This is a genomic window from Mesorhizobium sp. CAU 1741, from assembly GCF_039839275.1.
Lineage (GTDB): Bacteria > Pseudomonadota > Alphaproteobacteria > Rhizobiales > Rhizobiaceae > Aerobium.
Genome location: NZ_JBDOQP010000002.1, coordinates 509,898 through 536,343 on the forward strand (window position 1 = coordinate 509,898; position 26,446 = coordinate 536,343).

Sequence of the window (26,446 nt, forward strand, 5' to 3'; positions counted from 1 at the left end):
CCGCAAAAGGCCGCTTTTCAAACGCGATGCCCTCCCCTATGGTACGCCTCAATCGTGGGTCGCCTTGTTGCGTCACGGGGAACATCAAACAACAAACGATAAAGTTTGGGAGCAATCATGCGTACACTTCTTCTTACGGCGAGCATCCTTGCAATCGGCGCGGCGGTATCGCCGGCGTCGGCCGAAACCGTCCGCTGGGCGCGCGGCTCGGATGCGCTGACCCTTGATCCGCATTCGCAGAACCAGGGCGTCACCCACAATTTCAACCACCACATCTACGAAACGCTGATGGATCGCGACAGCGAGGGCAACCTCACGCCGCGCCTGGCGACCGAATGGTCGATCAAGGAAGGCGACGATACGGTGTGGGTCTTCAAGCTGCGCGAGGGCGTCAAGTTCCACGGCGGCGAGGACTTCACGGCCGAGGACGTGGTGTTCTCGCTTGACCGCGCGCGTTCGGAAAAGTCGAACATGCGCCAGTTGCACGCCGACGTGGAAAGCGTCTCGGCCGTCGACGACCACACTGTCGAAGTCCAGATGAAGGGCCCGTCGCCGCTCTATCCGAACAACGTCACCAACACGTTCATGATGGACAAGGGCTGGTCGGAAGAAAACGACGTGGTCGAGGTCCAGGATTTCGGCGCCGGCGAAGACAACTACGCCGTGCGCAACGCCAACGGCACCGGCCCCTACGTTCTGGCGAGCCGCGAGCCCGACGTCCGCTCGGTCCTCACCGCGTTCGAGGATCACTGGGCGGAGAACGCGCCGGCGGTCACCGAGATCATCTACCTGCCGATCAAGGAAGCGGCGACCCGCGTCGCAGCCCTCCTGTCGGGCGAAGTCGACATCGTCCAGGACGTGCCGGTGCAGGACATCGACCGCCTCTCGGCGACCGACGGCGTCAAGATCGAGACCGGCCCCGAGAACCGCGTCATCTATTTCGGCTACAAGTTCGGCGATGAGCCGTTGAAGTCGTCCGACGTCACCGACAAGAACCCCTTCAACGATGCCAAGGTCCGTGAAGCGATGGAGCTTGCGATCGACCGTGAGGCGATCCAGCGCGTCGTGATGCGCGGCCAGTCGGTTCCCACCGGCATCGCTACCCCGCCCTTCGTCAATGGCTGGACCCCCGAACTGGACGCCTACCCGGCAACAGACGTGGAGAAGGCCAAGGCGCTTCTCGCCGAAGCCGGCTATCCGGATGGCTTCTCCGTCACGCTCGACACACCGAACGACCGCTACGTCAACGACGAGGCGATCAGCCAGGCAGTTGTCGGCATGCTCGGCCAGATCGGCATCAAGGTCACGCTGGCGTCGCGCCCGATCGCCCAGCATTCGCCGCTGATCCTGAACTCCGACACTGACTTCTACCTGCTCGGCTGGGGCGTTCCGACCTTCGATTCGGCCTATATCTTCAACGATCTGGTCCACACCAAGGACGGCAATTACGGCGCCTACAACATCGGCCTGTACACCAACCCCGAGCTGGACGAGAAGATCCGCTCGCTTGGCACGCAGACCGACCTGGAAGCGCGTGACGCGACCATCGCCGAGATCTGGGAAGTGGTGAAGGCGGACCGCGTTCTTCTGCCGATCCACAACCAGGTCCTGGCATACGCCATGAAGGACAACATCAACCTGGCGGTTCACCCCGAGAACCAGCCAATGATGAACACCGTCACCTTCGACTGATCGGAGACGGCGCAGATACCGGCCCGCTGCGTGGCATTCACGCGGCGGGCCTTTTTCGATAGCATCTTGCAGCGGATATCCATCCGGCCCGCGCGGCGGCGCCGCGTGGCCCCCATCCGCCTACCGTGCATTCGGCGCGCCGCGTCCATCCGGGGACCAAAACCATGCTAGCCTTCATCCTACGGCGGCTTGCCCAGTCCATCATCGTGATGCTGGTCGTCGCACTCATCTCGTTCATGCTGTTCCGGTTCGTCGGCGATCCGATCGCCAATCTCGTCGGCCAGGAAGCACGCATCTCCGACATCGAGGCGCTGCGCGAGCGGCTCGGCCTGAACGACCCGTTCTACGTCCAGTTCGCGCGCTTCATCACCAATGCGGTGCAGGGCGAATTCGGCATCTCCTATCGCCTGCAGGAGCCGGTGAGCCAGCTCATCATCTCGCGGCTGCCGGCGACGATCGAGCTTGCCTTCACGTCGGCGCTCATCGCGCTCGTGGTCGGCATAACGCTCGGCGTATTCTCCGCGCTGAAGCCGCGAAGCTTCATGACAGCCATCGTCATGACATTGTCGCTGGTCGGCGTGTCGCTGCCCACCTTCCTGATCGGCATCGGGCTGATCTACGTGTTTGCGGTCGAGCTGCAGTGGCTGCCGTCATTCGGGCGCGGCGAAGTGGTCGATCTCGGCTGGTGGCGAACCGGCCTGCTGACGGAATCCGGGCTGCGCTCGCTGATCCTGCCGGCGATCACCCTGTCGCTGTTCCAGCTCACGCTGATCATGCGCCTTGTACGCGCCGAGATGCTCGAGGTGCTGCGGCAGGACTATATCCGCTTTGCGCGTGCACGCGGCCTTTCTCAGCGTTCGATCAATTTCGGCCATGCGCTCAAAAACACGCTGGTGCCGGTCATCACCATCACCGGCCTGCAGCTCGGCTCCGTGATCGCCTTCGCGATCGTCACGGAGACGGTGTTCCAGTGGCCCGGCGTCGGCTCGCTGTTCATCAACTCGGTCCAGGTGGTCGATGTGCCCGTGATGGCCGCATACCTGATGTTCATCGCCTTCATCTTCGTCGTCATCAACCTGGTGGTCGACATCCTCTATTACGCCGTCGATCCGCGCCTTCGGATCCAGGCCTCAGGATCGGGGAAATAGGTCATGTCTGCTCAACAGCCCCCTTCGGCGCCCGACGTGGCAAAGCCGCGCTCGCTCGCCTACCGCATCTGGGACTCGGATGTGTTCTTCTCCTTCCGCCGCTCCCCCGTGACGATCGTCGCGGCGATCGTCACCGCCGTGCTCGTGCTCGCCGCGCTGCTGGCGCCCTGGATCGCGCCGTACAATCCGTTCGACCCGTCCAGCCTCAATCTCATGGACGGCTTCACGCCGCCGATGTCCGAGGCGATGATGGGCAACTATTTCATCCTCGGCAGCGATCATCAGGGGCGCGACGTGTTGTCGACGATCCTCTACGGCAGCCGTGTCTCGATTTTCGTGGGACTGTCGGCGACGCTGTTCGCCATGGCCCTCGGCATTTCGCTCGGGCTTGTCGCCGGCTATGTCGGCGGCACGGCGGATTCGGTCATCATGCGCATCGCGGATGTCCAGCTCTCCTTCCCCGCCATCCTCATCGCACTGCTGATCTTCGGCGTCGCGCGCGGCATCATCCCGCCGAGCCGGCAGGAGAGCATGGCGGTCTACGTGCTGATCGTGGCGATCGGACTGTCGAACTGGGCGCAATTCGCCCGCACCGTGCGCGGCGCGACGATGGTCGAGCGGCAGAAGGATTACGTGTCGGCCGCCCGCATCATGGGCGTGCATCCGCTCTTCATTCTGATCCGCCACGTGCTGCCCAACGTGATGGCGCCCGTGCTTGTGATCGCGACGATCGGGCTGGCACTGGCCATCATCGAGGAAGCGACGCTGTCGTTCCTCGGCGTCGGAGTGCCTCCGACACAGCCTTCGCTCGGCACGCTGATCCGCATCGGCCAGCAGTTCCTGTTTTCGGGCGAATGGTGGATCCTGTTCTTTCCGGCCGTAACCCTGGTGCTGCTGGCGCTGGCGGTCAACCTGCTGGGCGACTGGCTGCGCGACGCGCTCAACCCGAGGCTACGCTGATGACGGCGCCCATCGTTTCCGTACGCGACCTCGTCGTCGAGTTCCCGCTGCGTCGCGGCCTGTTCACGGCGGTGGACGGCGTCTCCTTCGACATCATGCCGGGCGAGATCCTTGGCGTGGTCGGCGAATCGGGTGCCGGCAAGTCGATGACCGGGTCCGCCATCATCGGTCTCATCGAACCGCCGGGCCGCATTGCGAAGGGCGAAATCCTTCTCAATGGCGAGCGTATCGACAACCTGCCGGCCGACCAGATGAGCAAGTTGCGGGGCAAGCGCATCGGCATGGTCTTCCAGGACCCGCTGACCTCGCTCAATCCGCTCTACACCGTCGGCCAGCAACTCGTCGAAACGATCCGGCGCCACCTGCCGCTGAGCGAAGCGCAAGCGCGCCAGCGGGCCATCGAGCTTCTCGGCGAGGCCGGCATTCCCTCGCCGGAAACACGCATCGACAGCTACCCGCACCAGTTTTCCGGCGGCATGCGCCAGCGCGTGGTCATCGCCCTTGCGCTGTCTGCGGAGCCGGAACTGATCATCGCGGACGAGCCGACCTCTGCGCTTGACGTCTCCGTCCAGGCGCAGATCATCAAGGTGCTGAAGAAACTTTGCGAAGACCGGGGCGCCGCCGTCATGCTGGTGACGCACGACATGGGCGTGATCGCCGAGACAGCCACCCGCATGATCGTGATGAACAAGGGCAAGATCGTCGAGACGGGGTCTGTCGGCGACATCATCAACCGCCCGCAGGAGGAGTACACGATCAAACTGATCGACGCGATCCCGTCGATCAAGGACGAGACCCGCCGGCACGACGTGCCGCCCGCGGCGACGCCGCTGGTGCAGGTCAAGAATCTCAGCCGCGACTTCGACCTCTCCCCCGGCTTCTTCGACCGGATGTTCAAAGGCTCGCGCAACAGCATCGTCAAGGCGGTCCAGGACGTCTCCTTCGACATCCGCAAGGGTTCCACCTATGGGCTCGTCGGCGAGTCCGGATCGGGCAAGTCGACCTGCGCGCGCATGCTTGTCGGCCTGATCCGGCCGACGGCCGGCCAGGTGCTGCTGGAGGGCGAGGACATCTGGGCAAGCGGCTCCGGCAGCCAGAACAGGCGCAAGCGGGTGCAGATGATTTTCCAGGATCCCTATGCCAGCCTCAATCCGCGCTGGCGGGTGGGCGACATCATCGCCGAACCGATGCGGGCGCTGAAACTTGTCTCCAACAAGCGCGAAGCGGCCGAACGGGTCGCCGACCTGCTGGAAAAAGTGCGCCTCGACCCCATATCGATGCGCAAGTTCCCGCACGAATTCTCAGGCGGCCAGCGGCAGCGCATCGCCATTGCGCGCGCGCTGTCGAGCCAGCCGGAATTCATCGTCTGCGACGAGCCGACATCGGCGCTCGACGTCTCCGTGCAGGCGCAGGTGCTCGACCTGATGCGCGGCCTCCAGGACGAGTTCGGGCTGACCTATCTGCTGATCAGCCACAATCTGGCGGTCGTGCGGCAGATGGCGGACGACGTGGGAGTGATGCATAATGGCGTCCTGGTCGAGCAGGGCGAGGTGGATGCGATCTTCGACGAACCGAAGGTCGATTACACCCGCATGCTGCTCAACGCGGTGCCGGACATTTCGAAACTTGCGTAAGAGGAGGGCGAGCGATGGGCAATGAATGGGTCGATGAGGTTCTGGATTTCTGGTTCAAGGAGCTGACCTTCGAGGACTGGTTCGGCGGCAGTGCGGATCTGGACGACAAGATCCGCGCGCGGTTCAAGGACCTCTATGAAGAAAAGAAGATCGGCTTCCCGCTTAACGCCGTCGACGACGCACGCACCGCGCTCGCCGCGATCATCCTTTTCGACCAGTTTCCCAGGAACATGTTCCGCAAGTCGCCGGCCGCCTTCGGCACCGACGATCTGGCGCTGGGCATCGCACGCCGCGCTCTGGAGAAGGGTTTCGACGCCGAAGCCGAACCGATGGCAAAGCCGTTCTACTACATGCCCTTCATGCATTCGGAAGTCTCCGCCGACCAGGAGCGCTGCGTCGACCTGTTCCGCGCCATCGGCGAGGGCGACGGGCTGAAATATGCGATCGAGCATCGCGACATCGTCGCCGAGTACGGCCGTTTCCCGCATCGCAACCGCGCGCTCGGCCGCGAGAGCACCCCGGCGGAGATTGCGTTTCTCGAACAGCATGCCGGCTATGGCCAATAGTGTGCGCGGCAAGCCGCGAGGCTTGCACGCACAACCTTTGTGGCCCTAGATAGACGCACCAAGCGGGGCTGTTCCCAATCGCCGCCAAGGCAAGAACGTCAAACACGCGTCAACCGGCGCGGTGCAGTCCCGAACTGTGAGGAGGAGTAGGACGTGGTCAAGACACCGGCGAAAGCAGTCTCTGCAAAAACAGCGGCCGACAAGGCCAAGACCGACAGCAAGGACGAAGCCGCCAAGCTCGCTGCCGCGGCAAAGGCGTCGGTGACGCCGAAGGCAAAGACCCCGTCCCCCGCAAAACCCAAGGCAGCTGCAAAGCCTGCCGCCGCAAAGGCCGCCCCTGCCGCCAGGCCGAAGGCGCCCGCAGCCAAGCCGGCCCAGAAAGCCGCCACCAAGCCGGCTGCGGCGAAGAAGCCGGCAGCCACGAAGGCTGCAGCCGCGCCCAAGGCATCCGCCAAGACGGCCGAAGCCCCGACTGCAGACAAGGCCCCGGCCAGGAAGACGCCCGCCAAGTCCGCCGCCGCGCCCAAGGCCGCAAAGGCTGCGCCTGCGCCCAAGGCTGCGAAGGCTTACGCCGCACCAAGGACCGAGAAGTCCGCGCCGGCAAAGACTGCCTCCAAGCCCGCCGCCGCGAAGAAGCCGTCGGCCAGCGCCAAGGCTGCCGCAAAGCCGGCGACCCCGACCAGCAAGGCGAAGCCCGCGGCAACCAAGGCGTCGAGCGGATCGCCCTATGCGTCCAAGCCGTGGCTCGCCAACTATTCCGACGTGGTCAAACCCGAGATCGGCAAGATCGAGGATGCGTCGCTTGGCGACATGATGGTCAGGTCATGCGCGACATTCTCGTCGCGTCCGGCCTTCACCTCGATGGACAAGACGCTGACCTTCACGCAGCTCGAAGCGGAATCGAAGCACCTCGCGGCGTTCCTGCAGTCCAAGGGGCTGGCCAAGGGCGCGCGCGTCGCGCTGATGATGCCCAACGTGCTGCAATATCCCGTGGCGCTGATGGCGGTGCTGCGGGCCGGCTATGTGGTCGTCAACGTCAATCCGCTCTACACGCCGCGCGAACTCGAACACCAGCTCAAGGATTCCGGCGCCGAGGCGATCGTCATCCTGGAAAACTTCGCGACCACGCTCCAGAAGGTCATCAAGAACACCAGCATCAAGCATGTCGTCGTCGCCTCGATGGGCGACATGCTCGGCCTGAAGGGGTTCATCGTCAATCTGGTCGTGCGCCGCGTCAAGAAGATGGTGCCGTCCTGGTCGCTGCCGGGCCACGTGGCGTTCAAGGATGCGCTCAAGCAGGGCCGGGCAAAGTCGTTCAAGAAGCCCGAGGTGGGCCCCGACGACATCGCCTTCCTGCAATATACCGGCGGCACGACCGGCGTCTCGAAAGGCGCCGTGCTGCTTCACCGCAACATCCTCGCCAACGTCAACCAGAATGCCCTGTGGGTGGAAAGCGCCTATGTGAAGCGGCCGAAGCCGGACCGGCTGATCTATGTCTGCGCCTTGCCGCTCTATCACATCTATGCGCTGACGGTGAACGCCTTCATGGGCATGCAGCAGGGTGCCAACAACGTGCTGATCGCCAATCCGCGCGACATACCCGCCTTCGTCAAGGAACTGCAGAAGTACAAGTTCAACGTGTTCCCCGGCCTCAACACGCTGTTCAACGCGCTGCTGAACAATGAGGACTTCCGCAAGCTCGACTTCAAGTCGCTGCTGCTGACCTTCGGCGGCGGCATGGCGGTGCAGCGCGCGGTCGCGGAGCGCTGGCAGAAACTCACCGGCGGGGTGATCTCGGAGGGCTACGGCCTGTCGGAGACGTCGCCGGTCGCGACGACCAACCGCTTCGACGCCGACGAATTCTCCGGCACGATCGGCCTGCCGATCCCGTCGACCGAAATCGCCATCCGCGACGAGGAGGGCAATGACGTTCCGCTCGGGGAAGTCGGTGAAATCTGCATCCGCGGCCCGCAGGTGATGGACGGCTACTGGAACCGCCCGGACGAGACCGCCAAGGTCATGACCATGGACGGCTTCTTCAAGTCGGGCGACATGGGCTTCATGGACGAGCGCGGCTACGTCAAGATCGTCGACCGCAAGAAGGACATGATCCTGGTCTCCGGCTTCAACGTCTATCCGAACGAGATCGAGGACGTGATCGCCATGCACCCGGGCGTGCTCGAGGTCGCGGCGATCGGCGTGCCGGATGAAAAGTCGGGCGAAGTGCCGAAAGTCTTCGTGGTGAAGAAAGACGAGAGCCTCACCGACAAGGACATCCTCGAGTTTTGCAAGGACAAGCTCACCGCCTACAAGCGGCCGAAACACGTCGAGTTCCGCAAGGAACTGCCGAAGACGAATGTCGGCAAGATCCTCCGGCGCGAGCTGCGGTAGGGCGGCTGTCTCTGCCTGGCCGGTAGGGGTGGCGGTGCTTTACGGCGCCCCCCTCTGTCCTGCCGGACATCTCCCCCACGAGGGGGGAGATTGGCTGTATCAAGGGATGGCATCAATCGCCGCCGTTGCAGAATGAGCTAAAACAAAACTGAAAGCTGATCTCCCCCCTCGTGGGGGAGATGTCCGGCAGGACAGAGGGGGGCGCCGTAGAGCGCCGGCGCACGGTGTTCCCTTCGAAGCCAACACCTATCCAGCCCCCTAACCCTTCGCGCCAAGATACGCCGGCAAATCAGCGATCGAATCCAGCACCACGTCGGCCAACGCCTCCAACGTTTCCTTCGTCCCGGTGCCTGAAAGCACGCCCACTGCCAGCCCCGCGCCGCCGGCGCGCGCCATTTCGAGATCGTGACGGTTGTCGCCAACCATCGCGAGTTGCGCCGGCTTGAGCCCCGTCAGGTCGCAAAAGGCATAGAGCGTGTCAGGCGCCGGCTTCGGGTTGGCGACGGCGTCGTAGCCGTAGGCGGCCTCGAAGAGTTGCGCCACTCCCAGTGCCGCAAGCGTGCGCTCCGCGCCGCCGGTGGAATCGTTGGTCGCGACGCCGAGCCGGAAGCCTGCGCGATGCAGGTCACCCAGCGCCTCTTTGCAGCCGGGCAGCACCACCGGCTTGGATGCCCCTTCCTGGGTGGTGAAGCGGTCGAACTCGGCGATCACCTCGTTGCGCGCGGCGGTTCCGAGCTGCGGATACCACAGCGCGACGATCTCGGCATTGGTGCCGGCGGCGAAGATCGAATCCGGACGAAAACGATGCCCCTCGAAGTCGAAGCCCGCAATGTCCAGCAGATGGTTGGCGCGCTCGCGGTCGCCGCCGGCGACGCGCAGGGCGAGCATGTCGCCGATCGCGAACCAGGTCGCGTGGAAATCGACCAACGTCCCGTCCTTATCGAACAGGATACCCTTGATGTCTGCCAAATCGCCTACTCCGGCTTGAGAAGTCCGCGCATGTGTCGCACGAGGCCCGCCGTGGATGCGTCGCGCGCGGCGGCATCTTCCTTACCTTCCACGACAGGGAGAAGACCCGTGGCGAGTTCCTTGCCGAGTTCCACGCCCCACTGGTCGAAGGCGTTGATGCCGTAGAGCTGCGCCTCGACGAAGACGCGATGTTCGTAAAGCGCGATGAGACGCCCCAGCGTGCGCGGGTCGAGCACGCGATACAGCAGCGTGACGGACGGCCGATTGCCGGTGAAAACACGGTGCGGCGCGATACGGTCGACCTCTTCCGCCGTCATCCCCTTTGACGCCATCTGGCTACGTGCCTCTTCCAGCGTCCGCCCCTTCATCAAGGCTTCGGACTGGGCGAAGCAATTGGCAAGCAGCAGGTCGTGATGATGGCGCAGGTCGGGCTCGTGGCCGTTGGCCGCGACGAGAAACTCCACCGGCACGACGTCGGTGCCCTGGTGCAGGAGCTGGAAAAAGGCGTGCTGACCGTTCGTTCCGGGCTCGCCCCACACCACCGGCCCGGTCGGCGTCGCGACTGGCGATCCGTCGATCGTCACGCCCTTGCCGTTCGATTCCATGTCGAGCTGCTGCAGATAGGCGGGCAGACGCGCCAGACGCTGGTCGTAGGGAATGACCGCACGCGTCGGAAACCCGCAGACAACGCGATTCCAATAACCGATAAGTCCGAGCATCATCGGCACGTTGTCGCGGATCGGCGCCGCGGCGAAATGGCGGTCCATCTCGTGTGCGCCGGCCAGGAAGGCGCGGAAATTCGCCGGCCCGACGGCGATCATGATCGGCAGCCCGATTGCCGACCACAGCGAATAGCGGCCGCCAACCCAGTCCCAGAAGCCAAATACGCGCTCCTTTGCGATGCCGAAGGCGGCAACCTTGTCGAGCGCCGTCGAGACGGCGGCAAAATGTGAGGCCACCGCGTCGCTGCCGAGTGCCGCCTCGATCCAGCGGCGCGCCGTCTGCGCATTCGTCATGGTCTCGATCGTGGTGAAGGTCTTGGAGGCGATGATGAACAGCGTCGTCTTCGGATCGAGGCTCGCCAGCGTATCGGCAATATGCGCGCCATCGACGTTGGAGACATAATGGGCGCGCGGGCCGTCGTGGTAGGGGGCGAGCGCGAGCGTGGCCATCGCCGGCCCGAGATCGGAGCCGCCGATGCCGATATTGACGATGTCGGTGATCTTCGCACCCGTCGCCCCGGCAATCGCGCCGGACCGCACGCCGTCCGCGAACCGCGCCATGGCGTCGAGCACGGCATGAACGTCCTGCATCACATCCGCACCGTCGAGCGGCACCGGCTCGCCGGGCGGGTTGCGCAAAGCCACATGCAGCACGGCGCGGCCCTCGGTGGTGTTGATCTTCTCGCCGGCGAACATCGCGGCGCGCCGCTCCTCGACCCCCGCCGCGCCGGCCAGCGCCTCGAGCAGCGCGACCGCCTCCTGCGTGATGGCGCATTTGGAGTAGTCTAAGAGCAGATCGTCGAGTTGCGCCGAAAAGCTTGCAAAGCGCTCCGGATCGTTCGCGAACGCGGCCCGCAATTCGAACGCCGCGTTCGCCTTCCGATGCGCCTTGAGCGCCTGCAGCGCTGCGTCGAAATCAGTGCTGTCCATGTCGAACTCCATTGCAGCCGCGCGATTCATAAGCCCGCGCAGTCGGCGTATTCAAGCATCAAATGGGCGCCTCCCCGCACTCTCGTGTGCGCGGCTGGGCGCGATGGCCCAAAAATCCACCCATCACTGGCACAAATTGGTCCGATCAATTTATTTCATTGGCGCAAGGGATTGGACCAGTCTTCAATGCATTGCGCCAAGAGACTGCGAGTCTCCCTTGCCGGCGCAGGAGCAAAGCCATGTCCGCTAGAACCGATCCGGCCATCTGGTCCGGCCTGTTCAGAATTTCCGCCGATTCGGGCCAGACGCTGCAAGCGCAGATCAGGCAGGCGATCGTGGCGGCCATTCTCGACAGGCAGATCGCGGCCTCCATGCCATTGCCGTCATGCCGCATCCTGGCGGAAAAGCTGGGCGTTGCGCGCGGCACCGTGGTGCTCGCCTTCCAGCAACTGGTCGACCAGGGCTTCCTGATCGCCAAGGAAAGGCGTGGCCATTTCGTCAACCCGGAGGTCCTCGCCTCGCCGAGCCGCATCAAGGATGCCGGCACGCGCGAGAAGGAGGACACGATCGACTGGAAGGCGCGCCGTCGCATCGCCGCCTCCGACATGCCGGAGCCGACGAAGCAGGAGAACTGGATCAAGTCCGCCTATCCTTTCGTCTATGGGCAATTCGACCCGGCGCTGTTTCCCACTGCCGAATGGCGCGAGTGCAACCGCATGGCGCTGGCGGTTCTGGAAATCCGCAACTGGGCGGCCGACATGGTCGATCGCGACGACCCGCTGCTGATCGAGCAGATCCAGGCGCGGCTCCTGCCCCGGCGCGGCATCTTCGCCAATCCGGACGAGATCATCGTCACGCTTGGCGCCCAGCACGCGCTCTACATGCTGGCGACGTTGCTGATGAGCAAGGGCTCGCAGGTGGCGATGGAAGACCCGGGCTATCCTGACGCGCGCTCGATCTTCAAATTGGCCGGCGCACGGGTGTCGCCTGTGCGAGTCGACGACGAAGGCATCGATCCGTCGGCAATCCCCGCCGGGTCCGACTTCGTCTTCGTCACGCCGAACCATCATTGCCCCACCATGGTGGCGCTGAGCCAGGAACGGCGTGACCAGTTGATCGCCGACGCTGAGAAGCACGACCGCATCATCATCGAGGATGGTTATGACAGCCAGCTCGTCGACGATGCGCCGCAGCAGGCGCTGCGCGGGCAGGACCGTTCCGGCCGTGTCGTCTATGTCGGCTCGCTGTCGAAGACGCTCGCGCCAGGTTTGCGTCTCGGCTACATCGTCGCCTCGGCTGGCTTGATCTCCGAACTGCGCGCATTGCGGCGCTTCATGCTGCGCCATCCGCCGGCCAACAACCAGCGGGCCGTGGCGCTTTTCCTGTCGCTCGGCCACCATGAAGCCCTCGTGCGGCGGCTTTCGACGGCCTTTGCAGAGCGCCGCAAGCGCCTGACGGATGCGGTCAACACGTTCCTTCCGGAATGGTCGCTGGCGGACACGCCGGGCGGCACCTCCGTCTGGCTCGAGGGCCCGCGCGGCACCAACAGCGCCATGCTCGCAGAGATGGCGGCCGCGCGCGGCGTGCTGATCGAGCCCGGCGCCCGGTTTTTCGACCAGCCCGAGCGCAACCCGCACTTCCTGCGCCTCGGCATATCTTCGATCGCGCTGCAACACATAGAGCAGGGCATTCGCGAGCTCGCTTTCGCCGCAGGCCACCGGTCCGCCGCGGCCTGAGCGGGCTCAGCCTTCCTCTGCGCTCAGCCCGAAACGGTCGACGACCTTCGGGCTGATCAGGCGCGCATGCAGCGCCAGAAGCACGAGTTGGGCGTCGAAGCTCTCCGGCCTGTCGAGCGCCATCTCCAGCCGCCGCTCGGCGGCAGCGACCGCGTCCGGCCCGTTTGCCTCGCCGAACAGGTCCGGACCCACCATGCAGTAGCCGAACAGTTCCGCGACTGGCGGATAGGCCTCCGGCGGCGGCTCGCCATGCGGCCACTGGTCCTTCATCAGGTTGACGATCGTCAGCTTCGCGCCATCGGGACACAGCGCCGGATGCACATCGACGGCGCGCAGTGCCGCATCGAGCGAACGCAAATCCTCCGAGCGCCCGAACCGGCCGAGAAAGCCAAGCGAGGAATTGCGCCGCGCCATCAGTGATTGTTCCGGGGCACGCCCTTCGTCTGGGCAACGCGCTGGTATTTCACCGCAGGTTTCAGCACCATTCCTTCCGAAAGCTGGTCGACCATGGAGCGCTGGATTTCCTGCCAGGGCGTCTGGTGATCGGGGAAATGGAAGCCGCCCTCTGCAAGGAGGTCGGCGCGGCGGGTCGAGAGTTCCTCGTCGGAGATCAGGATATCCGCCCTGCCCTTGTTGAGGTCGATGCGCACGCGGTCGCCTGTCTTCAGGATCGCCAACCCGCCGCCAACCGCTGCCTCGGGCGACGCGTTGAGGATCGATGGCGAGCCCGATGTTCCCGACTGGCGGCCGTCGCCGATGCACGGCAGCGAGTGGATGCCGCGCTTGATCAGGCTTGCCGGCGGCTGCATGTTGACCACCTCGGCGCCGCCCGGATAACCGACCGGCCCGGTCCCGCGCATGAACAGGATCGTCTTCTCGTCGATGCCCAGCGCAGGGTCCTCAATGCGCTCGTGATAGTCCTCGGGTCCCTCGAACACCATCGCCGTGCCCTCGAACGCATCCGGATCGGCCGGATTGGACAGATAGCGTTTCCGAAATTCCGGCGAGATGACGCTGGTCTTCATGATCGCGCTGTCAAAAAGGTTGCCGCGCAGGTTGATGAATCCCGCCTCCGTCTTGAGCGGCCTGTCGGCACCGCGAATGACGTTGGTGTCGAGGTTCTGCGCATCGGCACAATTGTCGCCCAGCGACTTGCCGTTGGCCGTTTTCGTATCGGGGTGCGGCAGCAGGCCCGCCTTCATCAGTTCCGCGACGACCGCCGGCACGCCGCCAGCGTGGTGATAATCCTCTCCGAGATATTCGCCGGCCGGCTGCAGGTTGACCAGCAGCGGCACGTGGTGACCGATCGTCTGCCAGTCGTCATTGTCGAGGTGGACGCCGAGATGGCGCGCGATCGCATTGAGATGAATCGGCGCGTTGGTCGAGCCGCCGATCGCCGAGTTGACGACGATGGCATTCTCGAACGCCTGCCGCGTCATGATGTCGGACGGCTTCAGGTCCTCATGCACCATGTCGACGATGCGCTTGCCGGTCTCGTAGGAAATCTGGCCGCGCTCGCGATACGGCGCGGGGATCGCGGCGGAACCGGGAAGCTGCATGCCGAGCGCCTCGGCAAGGCTGTTCATCGTCGAGGCCGTGCCCATCGTATTGCAGTAGCCGACCGAAGGCGCCGACGAGGCGACCAGGTCCATGAAACCGTCATAGTCGATCTCGCCGGCAGCAAGCATCTCGCGCGCCTTCCAGACGATCGTGCCCGAGCCCGTACGCTCGCCCTTGTGCCAGCCATTGAGCATCGGTCCGACCGACAAAGCGATGGCGGGAATGTTCACGGTCGCGGCAGCCATCAGCATAGCAGGCGTGGTCTTGTCGCAGCCGATCGTCAGCACCACACCGTCGAGCGGATAGCCGTAGAGCACTTCCACGAGGCCGAGATAGGCAAGGTTGCGGTCGAGCGCGGCCGTCGGGCGCTTGCCCGTCTCCTGGATCGGGTGCACCGGAAACTCGAAGGCGACACCACCGGCTGCCACGATGCCCTCGCGCACGCGCTTTGCCAGTTCGAGGTGGTGACGGTTGCACGGCGAAAGATCCGAGCCGGTCTGCGCGATGCCGATCAGCGGTTTGCCCGACTGCAGCTCCTCCCGGGTCAGCCCGTAATTCAGGTAGCGTTCGATGTAGAGCGCGGTCATTCCGGGATCGGCCGGATTGTCGAACCATTGCTGGGACCGCAATTTCGTCCTGGCGTTGCCGGCCATTGTCTCTCCCTCACATGACTGCCGCGTGTTATTGCATGCTCGCGCATGATTGCGCTACCACGACGGCAGGCGCTTCCGGAGGACAATATTCATGGCGATGATCATCGAAGGCGAAGAACGGATCGAGGCACCGATCGGCAAGGTTTGGGCCGCGCTCAACGATCCGGACATCCTCAGGGAATGCATCCCCGGCTGCGAGAGCCTCGAAAAGAAATCCGACACCGAACTCGTCGCCGTCGTCACGCTCAAGATGGGCCCCATCAAGGCGAAGTTCAACGGCGAGGTCGAGCTCAAGAATCTCAAGCCGCCGCACTCCTACACAATCCAGGGCGAGGGAAAGGGCGGCGTCGCAGGGTTTGCAAAGGGCGGCGCCGACGTGGTTCTGGAAGAGGAGTCGCCGGACGTCACCATCCTGCGTTACGAGGCCAAGGCCGATGTGGGCGGCAAAATCGCCCAGCTCGGCAGCCGCCTCATCACCTCGACCTCGAAGAAGCTCGCCGGCCAGTTCTTTTCGTCCTTCAACGAAAAGGTCAGCGCAGCCGAGGCGTGAAAGCGGTTCCGCGAGAAGCGGAGGAAACGCACCGCCTGCTCGAAAAGACCTTCGGCGAGACGCTTCTCGGCGCTTGGCTTCACGGCTCGGCAGCGACCAGCGGGCTTCGTCCGCACAGCGATATCGACGTTCTCGCGGTGGTTGGGAACGTCCCGTCGCACGCGGTGCGAAAACGCCTTGTCACCGAGATGATGCACCTTTCGGTAATGCCCGGCGCGGGCAATGCATCGCGGCCGGTCGAACTGCTTGTCTTTAGCCGCGATAACCTCGCCGCCCTGCCCTACCCCGCCCGTGCAGAGTTCGTCTTCGGCGAATGGCTGCGCGCTGAATTCGAGACGGGGACGGTCCCCGGCCCCGAGGCCGACCCCGAATACACGCTGCTGCTTGCCCAGGCACGAAACGATGCCCTGCCGCTTGCGGGTCCGGCACTGAAGGAATTCGTGCCCGCAATCCCGGAGATTTCCATCCGGCGGGCTATCGCCGACGCTCTTCCGGCTCTGGTCTCGTCGCTGGAAGGTGACGAACGTAACGTCCTGCTGACGCTCGCGCGCATGTGGTACACGCTGGCCACCGGAAAATTTGCCGCCAAGGATGACGCTGCCCGCTGGGCGGCACCGCAGCTCTCCACGGATTCCGCATCCATTCTCGATGAGGCGCGTGAAGCCTATCTCAGCGGGCAGGATCGCGGGTGGAGTGGCCTTAACATCGAGAACACGGCCGCGGAGCTGCACAAGCAGGTTACGGCATTGCTCTGAGAGCTCGCCCCTACCCCTTCTTCCTCAGGCTGCGATAATCCGCCGGGCGCTTCTGCAGGAAGGCGGCAACACCCTCCTTGTAGTCGTCCGACCAGCCGGCCTCGCGCTGAAGTTCACGCTCGAGTTCGAGCTGTTCGTCAAGCGTGTTGGTCGATGCTGCCTGGATCGCCTGCTTGGTCAGCGCGTAGGCCTTTGTCGGGCCATTGGCGAAGCTCGTCGCCAGCGCTGCCGCCTCGTCCATCAGTTTATCGTCCTCTACCGCTTTCCAGATCAGTCCCCATTGGGCCGCATCGTCCGCCATCAGCGGTTCGGCGGTCATGGCAAGCGCCTTCGCGCGTGCCTCGCCGAGGTGCCGGGTGAGCCAGTACGTGCCACCGGCGTCGGGAATGAGACCGATCTTCGAGAACGCCTGGATGAACTTCGCCGATCTCGCCGCCAGAACGATGTCGCAGGAAAAGGCGATGTTGGCGCCGGCACCCGCCGCAACACCGTTGACCGCGCAGATCACCGGCTTGGGCATGGCGCGCAACTTGCGCACCAGCGGGTTGTAGTAGGTCTGCAGCGTCATGCCGAGATCGGGGCTTTCGCCCTGGATCGTCGGATCGCGGTCGGAAAGGTCCTGCCCGGCACAAAAGCCGCGTCCCGCACCCGTCAGGATGATCGCGCCGCATTCCTCGTCCGCCTCGCAGTCTTCAAGCGCGGCGCGCAGCGCCAGGTGCTGCGCCTCGTTGAAGGAATTGAGCCGATCCGGCCGGTTGAGCGTTATCACGGCATATCCGTCGCGGCGCTCATGAATGACGGGGGTGTCTGTCAACGTTGGTTCTCCTCCTTAGAAGGTTAGTAGGTGAGTAAGGGATAAGGTTAGTAGGGGAATAAAACATCCTACTCACCTACTCACCTACTCCCCCACTCCCTCATTCAAACACAATCGCCGGCGCGGCCGATTGCGACGCCGCCTGCTCGACCTTGACCCGTTCCCAGACCTTGGCGGCGATGGCGCGATAGACCTTCGACTGCGCGCCGTCCGGATCGGACACGACGACCGGCTTGCCGGCGTCCGAGCTCTCGCGCACGTCCATGGTCAGCGGCACCTCGCCGAGGAAGGGGACGCCCAGCCGTTCGGCCTCGCGCCGTGCGCCGCCATGGCCGAATATGTCGTAGCGCGTGCCGGTGTCGGGCGCGAGGAAGTAGCTCATGTTCTCGACGATGCCGAGCAGCGGCACGTCGACCTTGCGAAACATGTTCAGCCCCTTGCGCGCATCGATCAGCGCCAGGTCCTGCGGCGTCGAGACGATCACCGCGCCGGCCAGCGGAACCTGCTGCGCCATGGTGAGCTGGGCATCGCCGGTGCCGGGCGGCATGTCGACGACGAGCACGTCGAGCGTCCCCCATTCGACCTCGCGCAGCATCTGCGACAGCGCCGACATCACCATCGGCCCGCGCCATATCATCGGCGTCTCTTCCTCGACCAGAAAGCCCATCGACATGACCTTCAGGCCATAATTCTCCATCGGTCTCAGGACCTTGCCGTCCACCGTCTGCGGACGTCCGAAAATGCCGAGCAGGCGCGGCATCGACGGGCCGTAGATGTCGGCATCGAGCACGCCGACCTTCAGTCCCTGCGCGGCAAGGCCGAGCGCGAGATTGACTGCCGTCGTCGACTTGCCGACGCCGCCCTTGCCCGATGCCACCGCGATGATCGCGCCGACACCCGGGACGCCTGCCTTGCCCTGCTGCCGGCCTGCCGGTGCCGCGGGTGCGCGCGGCGGCGGTGGCGCGGCGGGGCGCGGGGGTACCGGGCGGGGCGGAGCGGATTCCATTCCGCCGCCTTTCTTCTCCGCCGTCAGCGCGACAACGGCGCCTTCGACGCCGGGAATCGCCCTGACCACGCGTTCGGCAGCCGCGCGCAGCGGCTCCAGCGCCTCTGCGCGGTCGGATGGCACGGTGATCGAAAAGAACACCTTGGAATTGGCGATGAAGATATCGGAGACGAGGCCGAGCGATACGACGTCGCCTTCGAAATCGGGACCCTTGATGGTCCGCAGCTTCTCCAGGACGATTTCCTTGGTGACGGTCATGGTTCGGACTCTATCTGCAATTCTGGCTCTGGGTGTTGGCTGACCCTGAGATAGTGCAAATCGCCACGCGAACCAAGCGCGATGCCGCAAGTCGCGGCACCGCGGGGCAGTGGTGTCTAGCCCTGGCGCATGGGCGCGAGCGCCTGAGCCCATTTGTGCAACTCGTCCAGCATAAGCTTGGCGCCTCCGGCGATGGCCTCGCTCGGCACGAAGCCCTTCTCCGCGTCGATCATCGAATGGACGAGCGGCACCGGCACCGTCTCGGGTATCGGCATCATGCGCAGAGTCGTCGCCAGCAGCCTCAGTTCCTGCGTGGCGCGCAGGCCGCCGGATATCCCGCCATAGCTGACGACGCCGGCTGGCTTGTAGGCCCATTCCCGGCTCAGATAGGTCAGCGCGTTGATGAGCGACGATGGCGGGAAATAATTGTATTCCGGCGTCACGAAGACATACGCATCCGCCGGCGCGATCGCCGCAGCCCAGGTCTTGGTGTGCTCGTGCACATAGTCCTGCATGCGGGGATGCTTCGGCTCGTCATAGACCGGCAGCCCGAAATCGACCAGGTCGACCAGAACGGTGTCGAAGGCGCTCTGGTCGCGCGCCACGCCCTCCAGCCAGGTTGCGACCTTGGGTCCGATGCGGCCGGGCCGCGTGCTGCCGATGATGATGTTGAGTTTCATTGCCATTCCTGTGTCCTGCGATTGTGCTTGATGTGTCGCCCATCCTGACTGGACCCGCCAGCCGGCGCAAACAAGAAGGCACCTGCAGGTGACCGGCGCTGGCGCGTGGCGGCGTTGAAGGGTAGACGTTGAGCATGATCGACAAGCTCGAATTCTTCATCGCGCTCGCTCGTGCCCGGCATTTCGGCCGGGCCGCCGAAGAATTGGGCATCACCCAGCCGACGCTGTCGGCCGCAATCAAGCAGCTCGAAGGCGAGCTCGGCGTCATGCTTGTGCAGCGCGGCTCACGCTTTCAAGGGCTCACCCCGGAAGGCGAGCAGGTGCTGACGTGGGCGCAGCGCATTACCGGCGACGCCCGCACCATGAAGGAAGAGATGCGCGCTGCGCGTCACGGGCTTTCGGGCCGGTTGCGGATCGCGGCGATCCCCACGGCACTCGCCATGACGCCGCTGCTGACGACACCGTTCCGGGCCAGGCACCCCGGCGTCACCTTCACCATCCTGTCGCGGACATCCGTCGAAGTGCTGTCGCTGCTGGGCAATTTCGACGTCGACGCCGGCATCACCTATCTCGACAACGAGCCGCTCGGGCGCGTTACCTCCGTACCGCTCTATGCCGAGCGCTACCAGCTCATCACCGCCTCGGGCAATCCGCTTTCCGAGCGCGACAAGGTGACGTGGGCGGAGGTGGCGGAACTGCCGCTATGCCTGCTGACGCCTGACATGCAGAACCGCCGCATCATCGACCAGCACCTCGCCGAAGCCGGCGCCGCCGCGCGCCCCACGCTCGAAGCCAATTCGATGATCGTCCTGTTTTCCCACATCCGCACCGGCAAATGGGCATCGATCATGCCGCTCAACCTGGCCGAGACCTTCGGCTTTGCCGAACCGATCCGCGCCATACCCATCGTCGAGCCCGACGCCAGCCATCTCGTCGGCCTCGTCGCGGCGGCGCGGGAGCCGCATACGCCGCTCGTCGCGGCACTGCTCGACGAAGCAAGACGGCTTGCAGAAAGCTTCAGGCGCGACGGCTGACCTGTATACTGCACATCGCCTTGATAGAAATTATCTATCGGGCAACGATTCGGTTTTATTGATTTTCAGGGCGGAATACGCGCAAATGCATTGAGGATCGCATACACTGTATACAGGGAGGGCGCTGCATGACGATGCACGCGCAAAGTACCGAGATCGCGGCGCGCACCGCGGAAATCATCGCCGGCCTGCAGGGCCTGGAAGGTCCGCTGCTGCCGATCCTGCATGAAATCCAGGACGATTTCGGTTACGTGCCGCAGGAATCCCTGCCGATCATCGCCGAGGCGCTGAACATTTCCAACGCCGAAGTCCACGGCGTCGTCACTTTCTATCACGATTATCGCCGAGAGCCGGCCGGTCGGCACGTGCTCAAGCTCTGCCAGGCCGAGGCCTGCCAGTCGATGGGCTCCGATGCGGTTGCCGATCGCATCAAGCGCCTGCTCGGCATCGGCTTTCACGAGACCAGCGCCGACGGCGCGGTGACGCTCGAACCCGTCTACTGCCTCGGGCTTTGCGCTTGCGCGCCGGCCGCCATGCTCGACGGCAACGTGATCGGCCGGCTCGATGCCGATGCCATCGACGAAATCGTCGCCGAGGTGCGGGCATGACCACCACCATCTACATCCCCGGCGATTCCGGCGCCCTGGCGCTCGGCGCGGAGAAGGTCGCGAAAGCTGTTGCCGCCGAGATCGAGGCGCGCGGGCTCGACGCGAAGATCGTGCGCAACGGCTCGCGCGGGCTTTACTGGCTGGAGCCGATGGTCGAGGTCGCCACGGAGGCGGGACGCATCGCCTACGGTCCGGTCAAGGCAAAGGACGTCGCCTCGCTTTTCGATGCCGATCTCCTGGCCGGCGGCGCGCATCACCTTTCGCTCGGCGACCCTGAAGCCATCCCCTTCCTTGCCAGGCAGACGCGGCTCACCTTTGCCCGTTGCGGCATCACCGATCCGCTGTCGCTCGAGGATTATCGCGCCCATGGCGGCCTCGCCGGGCTGACGCGGGCCGTTGCGATGACGCCTGCCAGCATCGTCAAGACGGTGACGGATTCGGGCCTGCGCGGGCGCGGCGGCGCCGGTTTCCCGACCGGCATCAAGTGGAACACCGTCCTCAACGCCACGGCCGACCGCAAATACATCGTCTGCAATGCCGATGAGGGCGATTCCGCCACCTTCGCGGACCGCATGGTCATGGAGGGCGATCCCTTCGTGCTCATCGAGGGCATGACGATCGCCGGCATCGCCACCGGTGCGACCAAGGGCTTCGTCTATATCCGCTCCGAATACCCGCACGCGATCCGCGTGATGGAGAAGGCGGTCGAGTTGGCGCGCCGGGCCGGCATCCTGGGGACGACGGTTCTCGGCTCGCCGAATGCCTTCGACATCGAGATTCGCTCCGGCGCGGGCGCTTACGTCTGCGGCGAGGAAACCTCGCTGCTCAATTCGCTCGAAGGCAAGCGCGGCGTCGTGCGCGCCAAGCCGCCGCTGCCGGCGATCCAGGGCCTGTTCGGCAGGCCGACCGTGATCAACAATGTCATCTCCCTGGCGTCCGTGCCGATCGTCCTCGACAAGGGCGCGGAGCACTACCGCGATTTCGGCATGGGCCGGTCGCGCGGCACGATCCCGATCCAGATCGCGGGCAACGTCAAGCATGGCGGGTTGTTCGAGGCCGCGTTCGGCATGTCGCTGGGCGAGATCGTCGACGTCATCGGCGGCGGTACCGCCTCGGGCCGTCCGGTCAAGGCGGTGCAGGTCGGCGGCCCGCTCGGCGCCTACTTCCCGCGCGCGCTGTTCGACACGCCGTTCGACTACGAGGCGTTCGCGGCAAAGGATGGCCTGATCGGCCATGCCGGCATCACCGTCTTCGACGACACCGCCGACATGCTCAAGCAGGCGCGGTTCGCGATGGAGTTCTGCGCCATCGAATCATGCGGCAAGTGCACGCCCTGCCGCATCGGCTCGACGAGGGGCGTCGAGACCTTAGACAAGGTCGCCGCCGGCATCGACGCTGACCGGAACCTCGCGCTTGTCACCGACCTGTGCAACACGATGAAGTTCGGTTCGCTCTGCGCGCTTGGCGGTTTCACGCCCTATCCTGTCATGAGCGCCATCAATCATTTCCCAGACGACTTTGCGCCCCGCGCGGTCGCCGAAGCTGCAGAATAGGGAGACGACGATGCTCTACGGCGCCCCCCTCTGTCCTGCCGGACATCTCCCCCACAAGGGTGGAGATCAGCAGGAATCAAAGCTTTCGCCAATCTTCAGCTTTGCAGAAAAAGCGATCTCATTTCAGTGGCCAATCTCCCCCCGCGTGGGGGAGATGTCCGGCAGGACAGAGGGGGGCGTGAAGGAACGCGACCTCTCCGGCCTTTTTAAGGGAGCCTGAACCATGGGTCTCATTCACGAAATCGACTACGGCACCCCGGCCTCTAATTCCGACAAGCAGGTGACGCTCACCGTCGACGGTTTCACCGTCACGGTGCCCGAGGGCACATCCGTCATGCGCGCATCGATGGATGCCGGCATCGCCATTCCGAAGCTGTGCGCCACCGACATGGTCGACGCCTTCGGCTCCTGCCGGCTCTGCCTCGTCGAGATCGAGGGACGCAACGGCACGCCGTCGTCCTGCACGACGCCGGTCGCCGATGGCATGGTGGTGCACACGCAGACCGGCCGACTGAAGGACATCCGTCGCGGCGTGATGGAGCTCTACATCTCCGACCATCCGCTCGACTGCCTGACCTGCGCGGCCAATGGCGACTGCGAACTTCAGGACATGGCGGGCGCGGTCGGCCTGCGCGACGTGCGCTACGGCTACGACGGCGATAACCACGTCTTCGCCAAGAGCCGCGACGCCCTTTCGGATGGCGCCGCCAACATGCGCTGGATGCCGAAGGACGAGTCCAACCCGTATTTCACCTACGATCCTGCCAAGTGCATCGTCTGCTCGCGCTGCGTGCGGGCCTGCGAGGAGGTTCAGGGAACCTTCGCGCTGACCATCGAGGGCCGTGGCTTCGGCAGCCGCGTGTCACCGGGCATGCATCAGGATTTCCTGTCCTCGGAATGCGTCTCCTGCGGCGCCTGCGTGCAGGCATGCCCGACCGCGACGCTGACCGAGAAATCCGTCATCGAGATCGGCCAGCCCGAGCATTCGGTGGTCACCACCTGTGCCTATTGCGGCGTCGGCTGCTCGTTCAAGGCGGAGATGCGCGGCGACGAGCTGGTGCGCATGGTGCCCTACAAGGACGGCAAGGCCAATCGCGGTCATTCCTGCGTCAAGGGCCGCTTCGCATATGGCTACTCCAACCACACGGATCGCATCCTCAACCCGATGGTGCGCGAGAAGATCACCGACCCGTGGCGCGAAGTCACCTGGGACGAAGCCTTCGCCCATGTCGCCAACGAGTTCCGCCGCATCCAGTACCAGTACGGCAAGGGCGCCATCGGCGGCATCACCTCTTCGCGCTGCACGAATGAAGAAACCTATCTCGTCCAGAAGCTGATCCGCCAAGGCTTCGGCAACAACAATGTCGATACATGCGCCCGCGTCTGCCATTCGCCAACTGGCTACGGCCTCGGCCAGACCTACGGCACGTCGGCCGGCACGCAGGACTTCGATTCGGTCGAGCATTCCGACGTGATCATGGTGATCGGCGCCAACCCGTCGGCCGCCCACCCGGTCTTCGCCTCGCGCATGAAGAAGCGCATCCGGCAGGGCGCCAAGCTCATCGTGCTCGATCCGCGCGAGACCGAGACCGTCACTTCCGTTCACGCCAAGGCGACGCATCACCTGCCGCTGCTTCCCGGCACCAATGTCGCCGTCGTCACCTCGCTGGCGCATGTCATCGTCACCGAGGGCCTGTTCGACGAGGCCTTCATCCGCGAACGCTGCGACTGGTCGGAATTCGAGGATTATGCGGCCTTCGTCGCTGAAGAGCGGCACAGCCCTGAAGCGGTCGAGAAACTGTCCGGCGTGCCGGCCGAGACCATCCGCCAGGCGGCACGGCTCTATGCCACCGGCGGCAACGGCGCGATCTATTACGGCCTCGGCGTGACCGAGCACAGCCAGGGCTCGACCACCGTGATGGGCATCGCCAATCTTGCGATGCTCACCGGCAATATCGGACGTCCCGGCGTCGGCGTGAACCCGCTGCGCGGCCAGAACAACGTGCAGGGCTCCTGCGACATGGGGTCGTTCCCGCACGAGTTTCCCGGCTACCGCCACGTTTCGACCGACGCGGTGCGCGAGAGCTTCGAGAAGCTCTGGGGCGTCGAGCTCGACAACGAGCCCGGCCTGCGCATTCCCAACATGCTTGACGCCGCAGTCGAAGGCTCTTTCCGCGGCATCTACATCCAGGGCGAGGACATCCTCCAGTCGGACCCCGACACCAAACATGTCTCTGCCGGGCTTGCCGCGATGGAATGCGTCGTGGTGCACGACCTCTTCCTCAACGAGACGGCGCGCTATGCCCACGTCTTCCTGCCCGGCTCCACCTTCCTCGAGAAGGACGGCACGTTCACCAATGCCGAGCGCCGCATCAATCGGGTCCGCAAGGTGATTTCGCCGAAGAACGGCCTCGCCGACTGGGAGGTGACGCAGAAGCTCGCCCAGGCGATGGGCGTCAAGTGGAATTACGCCCATCCTTCCGAGATCATGGACGAGATCGCGGCGATGACGCCGTCGTTCACCGGCGTCAGCTATGCCGTTCTCGACGAGAAGGGCTCGGTGCAGTGGCCGTGCAACGAAAAGGCGCCGGAAGGTACGCCGATCATGCATGTCGACGGCTTCGTGCGCGGTCGCGGCAAGTTCATCCGCACCGAATATGTCGCCACGGACGAGAAGACCGGACCGCGTTTCCCGCTGCTGCTGACCACCGGCCGCATCCTGTCGCAGTACAATGTCGGCGCCCAGACGAGACGCACCGCCAACGTCATGTGGCACGACGAGGACCTGCTGGAAATCCATCCCCACGATGCCGAACAGCGCGGTGTGCGCGAGGGCGACTGGGTACGGCTCACCAGCCGGGCTGGCGAAACCACCTTGCGGGCGACGATCACCGATCGCGTCTCGCCGGGCGTGGTCTACACGACCTTCCACCACCCGGACACGCAGGCCAACGTCATCACCACCGACTATTCCGACTGGGCGACGAACTGCCCCGAATACAAGGTCACCGCCGTCCAGGTCGGCCCCTCCAACGGGCCGTCGCAGTGGCAGGAGGACTACGAGGACCTGTCGCGCCAGTCACGCCGCATCGAGCGGCCGCTGGAGGCGGCGGAGTAATAGGCGGTGGCCGAATTGACCCGCCCCCCCATCACCTCCTCCACCCGCATTGCCCGTCGCGCATCGGGCACGGCGGCTGCCGCGCGCAACGTGCCGGAGGAGACGCCGGTGGCGCTGTCTTATGCCGGCACCACGCATGCGGTGATGATGGCAAGCCCGTCGGATTTCGAGGACTTCGCGCTCGGCTTCTCGCTGACGGAAGGCATCATCGCTTCCGCCGAAGAGATCGACACGGTGACGGTCGAGGATGCAGGCACCGGCGTCGACATTCAGATCCGGCTCAAGGACACGGCCAACACGCGCTTCCAGGCGCGGCGCAGGCGCCTTGCCGGTCCCGTCGGTTGCGGCCTTTGCGGCATCGAATCGATCGACGAGGCGATGCGCTCGGCACGCGATGTCAGCGACGCTTCATTGACCCTTGCCGCCGACGACGTCACCCGCGCGGTCAAGCTCCTGTCGAAGCAGCAGCCCTTCCATGCCGAGACCGGCGCGGTCCACGCGGCCGGTTTCTATATCGCCGGGAAGGGTATCGTCATGGCGCGCGAGGATGTCGGCCGGCACAACGCGCTCGACAAGCTCGCCGGCGCTCTCGCCAAGGCGGGCATCGACGGCGGTAGCGGCGCGGTCGTGGTCACCAGCCGCGTCTCCGTGGAGATGGTGCAGAAGGCAGCGGCCATCGGATCGCCCTTCGTCCTTGCCGTTTCGGCTCCCACCGCGCTTGCGATCCGCACCGCGGAAACCTGCGGGATGACGCTGGTCGCGCTGGTCCGCGGTGACGAGTTCGACGTCTTCACCCATCCTGAACGCCTCGATATCGGAGATGCCCGGCATGTCGCATGACGATGCGCACGACACCAATCCTCATGCCAAGCTGATCCGCATGGCCAACCAGATCGGCACCTTCTTCGAATCGAAGCCGCGCGAAGAAGGCGTCGCTGGCATTGCGGAGCACATCAACAAGTTCTGGGAACCGCGCATGCGCCGCCACTTCTTCGAAGTAATGGATACAGGCGGCGAAGGTCTGAAGCCGATCGTCGTCGAGGCCGCCGAAAGGATTCGCCGCCCCGCCGAAGAGCGCAAGGCGGGATAGCCCTATCCTGGTGCAAACG

22 protein-coding genes are annotated in these 26,446 nt (G+C 64.7%); 15 read left to right on the forward strand and 7 right to left on the reverse strand.

The features are described from left to right. Positions 1 to 117: 117 nt before the first annotated feature. From AAFN84_RS09315 to AAFN84_RS09340, 6 genes are all read left to right on the forward strand, one after another. On the forward strand, positions 118 to 1,692 hold the full coding sequence (locus AAFN84_RS09315) for an ABC transporter substrate-binding protein (protein WP_347514279.1): 1,575 nt from the start codon (positions 118 to 120) through the stop codon (positions 1,690 to 1,692). Positions 1,693 to 1,856: 164 nt separating this feature from the next. Then, entirely contained in the window at positions 1,857 to 2,840 is a 984-nt protein-coding gene (locus AAFN84_RS09320) for an ABC transporter permease (RefSeq protein WP_347514280.1), read from the forward strand. Positions 2,841 to 2,843: 3 nt separating this feature from the next. Further along, positions 2,844 to 3,800 (forward strand): ABC transporter permease, encoded by a 957-nt coding sequence (locus AAFN84_RS09325; RefSeq protein WP_347514281.1) that lies wholly within the window; start codon positions 2,844 to 2,846, stop codon positions 3,798 to 3,800. After that, positions 3,800 to 5,434: an ABC transporter ATP-binding protein gene (locus AAFN84_RS09330; RefSeq protein ID WP_347514282.1), complete on the forward strand. Its 1,635-nt coding sequence runs from the start codon at positions 3,800 to 3,802 to the stop codon at positions 5,432 to 5,434. The genes AAFN84_RS09325 and AAFN84_RS09330 overlap by 1 nt, the downstream gene beginning before the upstream one ends. Before the next feature lie 14 nt (positions 5,435 to 5,448). Beyond that, positions 5,449 to 6,000: a DUF924 family protein gene (locus AAFN84_RS09335; protein ID WP_347514283.1), complete on the forward strand. Its 552-nt coding sequence runs from the start codon at positions 5,449 to 5,451 to the stop codon at positions 5,998 to 6,000. 153 nt (positions 6,001 to 6,153) lie between these two features. Then, positions 6,154 to 8,391, forward strand: a complete 2,238-nt coding sequence (locus AAFN84_RS09340; RefSeq protein WP_347514284.1) for a long-chain-fatty-acid--CoA ligase — start codon at positions 6,154 to 6,156, stop codon at positions 8,389 to 8,391. 258 nt (positions 8,392 to 8,649) lie between these two features. On the opposite strand, the gene AAFN84_RS09345 is transcribed toward AAFN84_RS09340, so the two are convergent. Together AAFN84_RS09345 and pgi are read right to left on the reverse strand one after the other, a co-directional pair. After that, positions 8,650 to 9,360: an HAD family hydrolase gene (locus AAFN84_RS09345; RefSeq protein WP_347514285.1), complete on the reverse strand. Its 711-nt coding sequence runs from the start codon at positions 9,358 to 9,360 to the stop codon at positions 8,650 to 8,652. Positions 9,361 to 9,365: 5 nt separating this feature from the next. Further along, the gene (gene pgi / locus AAFN84_RS09350) at positions 9,366 to 11,012 is read right to left on the reverse strand and encodes a glucose-6-phosphate isomerase (RefSeq protein ID WP_347514286.1); all 1,647 of its coding nucleotides are present in this window, start codon (positions 11,010 to 11,012) and stop codon (positions 9,366 to 9,368) included. Positions 11,013 to 11,251: 239 nt separating this feature from the next. Between pgi and AAFN84_RS09355 the strand changes: the two genes are divergently transcribed. Next, on the forward strand, positions 11,252 to 12,748 hold the full coding sequence (locus AAFN84_RS09355) for a PLP-dependent aminotransferase family protein (RefSeq protein WP_347514287.1): 1,497 nt from the start codon (positions 11,252 to 11,254) through the stop codon (positions 12,746 to 12,748). A gap of 6 nt (positions 12,749 to 12,754) precedes the next feature. Here AAFN84_RS09355 and AAFN84_RS09360 read toward each other — a convergent pair whose 3' ends face one another. After that, complete coding sequence (locus AAFN84_RS09360) at positions 12,755 to 13,162, reverse strand: hypothetical protein (RefSeq protein ID WP_347514288.1); 408 nt, start codon at positions 13,160 to 13,162, stop codon at positions 12,755 to 12,757. Further along, the gene (locus tag AAFN84_RS09365; protein ID WP_347514289.1) at positions 13,162 to 14,961 is read right to left on the reverse strand and encodes an IlvD/Edd family dehydratase; all 1,800 of its coding nucleotides are present in this window, start codon (positions 14,959 to 14,961) and stop codon (positions 13,162 to 13,164) included. The genes AAFN84_RS09360 and AAFN84_RS09365 overlap by 1 nt, the downstream gene beginning before the upstream one ends. 91 nt (positions 14,962 to 15,052) lie before the next feature. Between AAFN84_RS09365 and AAFN84_RS09370 the strand changes: the two genes are divergently transcribed. Together AAFN84_RS09370 and AAFN84_RS09375 are read left to right on the forward strand one after the other, a co-directional pair. Beyond that, positions 15,053 to 15,511, forward strand: a complete 459-nt coding sequence (locus tag AAFN84_RS09370) for a carbon monoxide dehydrogenase subunit G (RefSeq protein WP_347514290.1) — start codon at positions 15,053 to 15,055, stop codon at positions 15,509 to 15,511. After that, positions 15,508 to 16,266 carry an aminoglycoside adenylyltransferase family protein gene (locus AAFN84_RS09375; RefSeq protein ID WP_347514291.1) on the forward strand — a complete coding sequence of 253 codons (759 nt, stop codon included), beginning with the start codon at positions 15,508 to 15,510 and terminating at the stop codon, positions 16,264 to 16,266. Before AAFN84_RS09370 ends, AAFN84_RS09375 begins: the two co-directional genes overlap by 4 nt. A gap of 10 nt (positions 16,267 to 16,276) precedes the next feature. Here the strand turns inward: AAFN84_RS09375 and paaG are convergent, their stop codons facing one another. The 3 genes from paaG to AAFN84_RS09390 form a co-directional block, all read right to left on the reverse strand. Next, positions 16,277 to 17,080, reverse strand: a complete 804-nt coding sequence (paaG, locus tag AAFN84_RS09380) for a 2-(1,2-epoxy-1,2-dihydrophenyl)acetyl-CoA isomerase PaaG (RefSeq protein ID WP_347514292.1) — start codon at positions 17,078 to 17,080, stop codon at positions 16,277 to 16,279. Positions 17,081 to 17,180: 100 nt separating this feature from the next. Next, positions 17,181 to 18,344 (reverse strand): Mrp/NBP35 family ATP-binding protein, encoded by a 1,164-nt coding sequence (locus AAFN84_RS09385; RefSeq protein WP_347514293.1) that lies wholly within the window; start codon positions 18,342 to 18,344, stop codon positions 17,181 to 17,183. Between the two features lie 116 nt (positions 18,345 to 18,460). Continuing rightward, positions 18,461 to 19,030 (reverse strand): NADPH-dependent FMN reductase, encoded by a 570-nt coding sequence (locus tag AAFN84_RS09390; RefSeq protein WP_347514294.1) that lies wholly within the window; start codon positions 19,028 to 19,030, stop codon positions 18,461 to 18,463. Positions 19,031 to 19,158: 128 nt separating this feature from the next. On the opposite strand from AAFN84_RS09390, the gene AAFN84_RS09395 reads away from it, so the two are divergent. The 6 genes from AAFN84_RS09395 to AAFN84_RS09420 all read left to right on the forward strand — a co-directional run bounded on the left by AAFN84_RS09395 (position 19,159) and on the right by AAFN84_RS09420 (position 26,427). Next, complete coding sequence (locus AAFN84_RS09395; RefSeq protein WP_347515091.1) at positions 19,159 to 20,058, forward strand: LysR family transcriptional regulator; 900 nt, start codon at positions 19,159 to 19,161, stop codon at positions 20,056 to 20,058. Between the two features lie 128 nt (positions 20,059 to 20,186). After that, positions 20,187 to 20,666: a formate dehydrogenase subunit gamma gene (locus tag AAFN84_RS09400; protein ID WP_347514295.1), complete on the forward strand. Its 480-nt coding sequence runs from the start codon at positions 20,187 to 20,189 to the stop codon at positions 20,664 to 20,666. Then, positions 20,663 to 22,219, forward strand: coding sequence for an NADH-quinone oxidoreductase subunit NuoF (locus AAFN84_RS09405; protein ID WP_347514296.1), 1,557 nt, complete (start codon positions 20,663 to 20,665; stop codon positions 22,217 to 22,219). The genes AAFN84_RS09400 and AAFN84_RS09405 overlap by 4 nt, the downstream gene beginning before the upstream one ends. Before the next feature lie 223 nt (positions 22,220 to 22,442). Further along, complete coding sequence (gene fdhF / locus AAFN84_RS09410; RefSeq protein ID WP_347514297.1) at positions 22,443 to 25,337, forward strand: formate dehydrogenase subunit alpha; 2,895 nt, start codon at positions 22,443 to 22,445, stop codon at positions 25,335 to 25,337. Between the two features lie 15 nt (positions 25,338 to 25,352). Further along, positions 25,353 to 26,177: a formate dehydrogenase accessory sulfurtransferase FdhD gene (gene fdhD / locus AAFN84_RS09415; RefSeq protein WP_347515092.1), complete on the forward strand. Its 825-nt coding sequence runs from the start codon at positions 25,353 to 25,355 to the stop codon at positions 26,175 to 26,177. Further along, positions 26,167 to 26,427: a formate dehydrogenase subunit delta gene (locus tag AAFN84_RS09420; protein WP_347514298.1), complete on the forward strand. Its 261-nt coding sequence runs from the start codon at positions 26,167 to 26,169 to the stop codon at positions 26,425 to 26,427. The genes fdhD and AAFN84_RS09420 overlap by 11 nt, the downstream gene beginning before the upstream one ends. Positions 26,428 to 26,446 lie beyond the last annotated feature (19 nt).

What these genes read in the sequence shown, in the direction of transcription:
- AAFN84_RS09370 (WP_347514290.1), top strand. Translation starts at nt 15,053, where the DNA reads ATGGCGATGATCATCGAAGGCGAAGAACGGATCGAGGCACCGATCGGC.
- AAFN84_RS09390 (WP_347514294.1), bottom strand. Translation starts at nt 19,030, where the DNA reads ATGGCAATGAAACTCAACATCATCATCGGCAGCACGCGGCCCGGCCGC.
- AAFN84_RS09420 (WP_347514298.1), top strand. Translation starts at nt 26,167, where the DNA reads ATGTCGCATGACGATGCGCACGACACCAATCCTCATGCCAAGCTGATC.
- AAFN84_RS09325 (WP_347514281.1), top strand. Translation starts at nt 2,844, where the DNA reads ATGTCTGCTCAACAGCCCCCTTCGGCGCCCGACGTGGCAAAGCCGCGC.
- AAFN84_RS09320 (WP_347514280.1), top strand. Translation starts at nt 1,857, where the DNA reads ATGCTAGCCTTCATCCTACGGCGGCTTGCCCAGTCCATCATCGTGATG.
- pgi (WP_347514286.1), bottom strand. Translation starts at nt 11,012, where the DNA reads ATGGACAGCACTGATTTCGACGCAGCGCTGCAGGCGCTCAAGGCGCAT.
- AAFN84_RS09335 (WP_347514283.1), top strand. Translation starts at nt 5,449, where the DNA reads ATGGGCAATGAATGGGTCGATGAGGTTCTGGATTTCTGGTTCAAGGAG.
- AAFN84_RS09385 (WP_347514293.1), bottom strand. Translation starts at nt 18,344, where the DNA reads ATGACCGTCACCAAGGAAATCGTCCTGGAGAAGCTGCGGACCATCAAG.
- AAFN84_RS09355 (WP_347514287.1), top strand. Translation starts at nt 11,252, where the DNA reads ATGTCCGCTAGAACCGATCCGGCCATCTGGTCCGGCCTGTTCAGAATT.
- AAFN84_RS09395 (WP_347515091.1), top strand. Translation starts at nt 19,159, where the DNA reads ATGATCGACAAGCTCGAATTCTTCATCGCGCTCGCTCGTGCCCGGCAT.
- AAFN84_RS09330 (WP_347514282.1), top strand. Translation starts at nt 3,800, where the DNA reads ATGACGGCGCCCATCGTTTCCGTACGCGACCTCGTCGTCGAGTTCCCG.
- AAFN84_RS09315 (WP_347514279.1), top strand. Translation starts at nt 118, where the DNA reads ATGCGTACACTTCTTCTTACGGCGAGCATCCTTGCAATCGGCGCGGCG.
- AAFN84_RS09400 (WP_347514295.1), top strand. Translation starts at nt 20,187, where the DNA reads ATGACGATGCACGCGCAAAGTACCGAGATCGCGGCGCGCACCGCGGAA.
- AAFN84_RS09360 (WP_347514288.1), bottom strand. Translation starts at nt 13,162, where the DNA reads ATGGCGCGGCGCAATTCCTCGCTTGGCTTTCTCGGCCGGTTCGGGCGC.
- fdhF (WP_347514297.1), top strand. Translation starts at nt 22,443, where the DNA reads ATGGGTCTCATTCACGAAATCGACTACGGCACCCCGGCCTCTAATTCC.
- AAFN84_RS09405 (WP_347514296.1), top strand. Translation starts at nt 20,663, where the DNA reads ATGACCACCACCATCTACATCCCCGGCGATTCCGGCGCCCTGGCGCTC.
- AAFN84_RS09365 (WP_347514289.1), bottom strand. Translation starts at nt 14,961, where the DNA reads ATGGCCGGCAACGCCAGGACGAAATTGCGGTCCCAGCAATGGTTCGAC.